Annotated in this window: 5 protein-coding genes; 4 read left to right on the top strand and 1 reads right to left on the bottom strand. The window is 60.0% G+C overall.

Annotated features, from left to right (window positions below):
- Positions 1 to 444: 444 nt before the first annotated feature.
- The 3 genes from DLM46_RS38720 to DLM46_RS38710 all read left to right on the top strand — a co-directional run bounded on the left by DLM46_RS38720 (position 445) and on the right by DLM46_RS38710 (position 2,527).
- Positions 445 to 954, top strand: coding sequence for a DUF2867 domain-containing protein (locus DLM46_RS38720; RefSeq protein WP_115110354.1), 510 nt, complete (start codon positions 445 to 447; stop codon positions 952 to 954).
- Between the two features lie 30 nt (positions 955 to 984).
- Positions 985 to 1,410, top strand: coding sequence for a lipocalin-like domain-containing protein (locus DLM46_RS38715; RefSeq protein WP_115110347.1), 426 nt, complete (start codon positions 985 to 987; stop codon positions 1,408 to 1,410).
- A gap of 241 nt (positions 1,411 to 1,651) precedes the next feature.
- Complete coding sequence (locus tag DLM46_RS38710) at positions 1,652 to 2,527, top strand: MipA/OmpV family protein (protein ID WP_115110343.1); 876 nt, start codon at positions 1,652 to 1,654, stop codon at positions 2,525 to 2,527.
- 378 nt (positions 2,528 to 2,905) lie between these two features.
- Here the strand turns inward: DLM46_RS38710 and DLM46_RS38705 are convergent, their stop codons facing one another.
- A complete protein-coding gene (locus DLM46_RS38705) occupies positions 2,906 to 3,442 on the bottom strand; it encodes an RBBP9/YdeN family alpha/beta hydrolase (protein ID WP_115110351.1) in 537 nt (178 codons plus the stop codon).
- Positions 3,443 to 3,566: 124 nt separating this feature from the next.
- Between DLM46_RS38705 and DLM46_RS38700 the strand changes: the two genes are divergently transcribed.
- The gene (locus DLM46_RS38700; RefSeq protein ID WP_115110339.1) at positions 3,567 to 4,025 is read left to right on the top strand and encodes an Lrp/AsnC family transcriptional regulator; all 459 of its coding nucleotides are present in this window, start codon (positions 3,567 to 3,569) and stop codon (positions 4,023 to 4,025) included.
- The last annotated feature ends 157 nt before the right edge of the window (positions 4,026 to 4,182 follow it).

The raw sequence follows: 4,182 nt of genomic DNA, 5'->3' as shown, positions 1-4,182 counted from the left end.
CGGTTCGATGAGCGGGGTGTGGAAACGGGGTTAGGGTGAGGTTACTCGGGCACCGCCAGACGAAAGGGGCGGCAACAGACAAACCGAACCTACCGCTACCGCGCCACATCTCGACTCTACCGGGTTTTGCCTTTCGCATGAGAACCGCGCCCGAGGCGATCGCCGCGCTCGGGCGTTGGGGGCGGCCACCAGCAGCCTGTCGTGGCCGTCCGCTTTCGGGCATACTCGCGGTAACCCATTGATCGAGATAGGGCAATCGACCACGGCGCACTCGACGTATGATCCTTCGCCTCGTGAAGACCGTCCCGCAGCGGCTCGATGCCATCTTGGCTGACAGTGTGGTGTGTGTGGCCGCGAGCAGGATTTGACGATGGTCGCCCGCATCGACGAGCCGCTGACACGACTAGACTGCTGAACACCATGAACCAACCCCGGAACACTACCTTGACCAAAGCGCGCGCCGTGCCCATGCCTGGCAACAGCGTGCTAGCGCCGCTTTACGCGGGCGCGGACCTTTTGGACGCCTTTGCAATTCGACTGCCGGCGGAGGCCAGCGAGGATCTGGAGGTGTTGGCACGCGCCGCGTTCGAGCGGCAGGCGTGGTGGATTCGTGCGCTCACGCGTGTCCGCGATGTGGTGATGGTGACAGTCGGCGTCAAATCGTCTCGCGCCGTCGGTCTTGCCGCAGCGGCGCGTGGGCCGATTATCGGCTACTTACCGCTGCTGTCAAAGAGCGCGACGGAGTTGGTAGTGGGCGCGGATGACCGGCATCTCGACTTCCGCGCCACCATCCAACTTCGCGCCGATGCGGCAAATGGGCGAGAGCTGCTCGCGGGCACGGTGGTGCATTGCCATAACAGACTGGGGCGAATCTATCTTGCGACGATTGCGCCGTTTCATCGCGTGATTGTGCGGGCAAATTTGGAACGGGCAGTAAGAGCAATGAGGATTTAAGCGTGCTTTGGCGGTGCTACGGGAGGAGATATGACTGAGCGCGACACTGAACTCCACGGTTGCTGGCGGTTGATTTCTTTTAATACCGAGCTTCAGGATTCAAACGAGCGCACTCAACCTTGGGGCGCCGACCCGAACGGGTACCTTATCTTCGGCTCTGATGGGCGAATGATGGTACTGGTTACCGCAAAGGCGCGGGAGCCAGGGGACACAGATGAGAAGGTGGTGGCACTCTTCCGGACTGTGATGGCCTATACAGGACGGTATCGGATAGATAAGGATAGGTTCATTACAAAGATTGACTCGTCTTGGAATGAAGCCTGGAACGGCAGTGAGCAGGAACGATTCTACAAGCTCGATGGAGACACGCTCGACGTCAGTACGGCCTGGATGCCGAATCCGTTAGTGCCAGGAAATCCAATAGGAAGGGCTATTCTCAGCTTTAGACGCGAGTAACTTCACGACGTTGAGTTCGCAATGTTAGTTTTCAGGTCATCAACTTGACGATGAGTCTGGCAACCAGGCAGCTACCTTTGGCTGATCAAATTTGGGTTGCCTCTCGGTCGGCTTGAGGTCGGAAGCGGCAGGTCGCTTTAGCGGATCACGAACGTCCGGTTTCGGGCAGGCGATTCACCACCTCCACCGGCTCCTTTGGGGTCGACTTCGGCCGGACGCCGCCGCGGTAACATTCGTTGCTATGAAGATCAACGACTCCGAAGACCAAGGCCAGCACAGCGCGCGTACCCTTGCATGCGCTGCCGCGCTGACGGCGGCACTGATGCCGGCGCCCGTCATGGCCCAAACACCCTCGCCGCTCGCGGAATGGCAATATTCGGAAGGCATCCTCCTCGAGCAGATGTTCGAACCGGAACTGCCGAAGTGGCGCATTCGCGTCGGCCCCGCGGTCAGTTTTCAGCCGACTTATGACGGCGCCGACAGCTATCGCCTGTATGCCGGGCCAAGCATCGACATTCGCTATCGCGACCGATTCTTTCTGTCCACGGGCGAAGGCCTCGGCTGGAACGTATTGACGGGGCCGAACTGGCGCATAGGGGTCGCAGTCGCATACGACCTCGGCTGGAGCCAGGCCAACGATATCGATCACCTGAACGGCCTCGGCGATATCAGCCCCGCGCCCGCATTGCGCCTGCTTGGCGAATACGTGGTGTCAAAGTCGTTCCCGCTCGTGCTGCGCGCCGATATCCGCCACACCTTTGGCGGCGCCGGCGGCTGGGTCGGCGACCTCGGCGCATACATGCCGATGCCCGGCAGTTCGGAACGGTTCGTGTGGTTCGCGGGCCCCAGCGTCACCTTTGCAGATGCGCACTACATGAACAGTTTCTTCGGCGTGAATGCGGAGCAGGCGGCGCACTCGCGCTACCCCCAGTACCATGCGTCAGCCGGCGTCAAGTCCGTGGGCTTCGGGGTCGGTGCAACATGGATCTTCCACAAGCATTGGATGCTCAGTGCCGATGCAGCATTCCAGCAACTCGTCGGCTCAGCCGAGCAAAGCCCTGTGACGCAGCGCGCGGGCTCGGGTGTGCTCGCTCTTTCGGTCAATTACAACTTCTGAGCCGCTTTTGGGGCTGGCAGGAGGCCTCAATCTCGCGACCTGGTATTGCTTCGACACGACAGCGGCAGCCGACTTGAGGAAAGTGGAATGACTACGCCACCCGGTCCGCCTGAAAGTAGGCATCCAGTCTCTGCAAGAATCAAAAATCGAACCCCAGTCCTGACTCTCGGGGGAAGTGCTTGCAAACAGAATCGGCCAATAGCTGCCGTTCGACCGCGTTGCATAGATCGCCGACAATCAACTGCGACATCCAAAAACTAAGTGAGTGTTTCCATTGCCGCTTAGTGAAGAACTATTCCACCATCGGTAGCTGCGATCCGTGTGCGGAATTCGCATGCCGGCATGCTGGAATAGGGACGCCGGCGGTTGCGAACCGGATCAACCGTTGTTCATGTTCTCCAGCAATCGAAACCCTTCGCGCCAACTGCCCAAGTTGCTGTCCGCGTTGAGATGTCCCTGTGCGCCAACTTCGACGAGTTCGCTGCCCCATGCAGTTGCGCAGGCGCGTGCGTGGTCCACGCTGCCATACGGATCGTTGGTGCTGGATACGACGGTCGTGGGAAACGGCAACCGCTCCGATGGCAGGGGCGCGAATCCGCTCGCGGCTACCCGAGGAAATGCCGGTGATGCCGGGTCCGGCACGGCCACAAGCAGCGCGCCACGAATTTTCCGCGCATACCGGGCAGCCCACTGGACCAAGGCCAGACATCCGAGGCTGTGCGCCACTATGACAGTCTCCCTCCCATTTGCCGCTAGCTGCCGTTCTATGGCCGATACCCAGTCATCGCACACGACGTAATCCCAATCCTCGACTGAGAGGCGTTGCCAATCCGGATGCGCGGCCTGCCATACGCTCTGCCAGTGCAATGCGCCGGAGTTGCCGATGCCAGGAACAACAAGAACGGGGTAGTCCATCTGCCAGATCTCCATGAGTAAGCGAGCATCCAGTGTAAAAGCTCGTGAATTCAGGCAACATCGCCAATCAAATGGATTGATGGTGATACACAAACGAATTGACGGAAATTGAGGCTGCTCACAAATGAAAGCTAAGCCGGTAACGTTGGACAGGCTAGACTGGCGGATCCTGGAGGCGCTTCAGCGCAATGCACGCGTCACTAACACGGAACTCGGGAAGCAGATCGGGCTTTCTCAGCCGGCTGTCACCGCCCGCATCAGGAGGCTCGAGGAGCTTGGGGTCATCGAGGGCTACGCGGCGCGGATAAATCCCGGCCTTGTCGGTCGGGGCATCGGCGCGATCGTGCGAATCCGCACCACCCACGCTGAAATAAAGCGTTGCCTGAGCGCCTTCGAAGCGATGCCTGAGATCGTCGAGGCGCACCGGATCACCGGCGAAGACTGCTTCATCGTTCGGTTGGTGGTTGAAGAGATGGTCCAGCTTGAAGCCGCAATCGACGCGCTTGCCAGATTCGGGCCCGTGACCACTTCTGTCGTGCTAGCGAGCTATCCGCCGAAGGCGATCCTCGGATCGCAGATTTGACGGGCTGCTTTGTAGAAATCTGGATGACCGCCCGGGGTGTGCGCCGTGAAAAGGTGGCGCTTTCCAGCGGGTGTAAGTCCCGCCCGGCAACCGCTCCAGCCGGAAGCAACCGGAGCAGCTATGGAGGCAACGAAATGGCTGAAGCCTTCGGTGATGC

This window comes from Paraburkholderia lacunae, assembly GCF_003353175.1.
GTDB lineage: Bacteria > Pseudomonadota > Gammaproteobacteria > Burkholderiales > Burkholderiaceae > Paraburkholderia > Paraburkholderia lacunae.
The sequence above is the reverse complement of the archived record's forward strand: the minus strand, read 5'-3'. Positions and strand labels throughout refer to the sequence as shown.

What these genes read in the sequence shown, in the direction of transcription:
- DLM46_RS38705 (WP_115110351.1), bottom strand. Translation starts at nt 3,442, where the DNA reads ATGGACTACCCCGTTCTTGTTGTTCCTGGCATCGGCAACTCCGGCGCA.
- DLM46_RS38710 (WP_115110343.1), top strand. Translation starts at nt 1,652, where the DNA reads ATGAAGATCAACGACTCCGAAGACCAAGGCCAGCACAGCGCGCGTACC.
- DLM46_RS38715 (WP_115110347.1), top strand. Translation starts at nt 985, where the DNA reads ATGACTGAGCGCGACACTGAACTCCACGGTTGCTGGCGGTTGATTTCT.
- DLM46_RS38700 (WP_115110339.1), top strand. Translation starts at nt 3,567, where the DNA reads ATGAAAGCTAAGCCGGTAACGTTGGACAGGCTAGACTGGCGGATCCTG.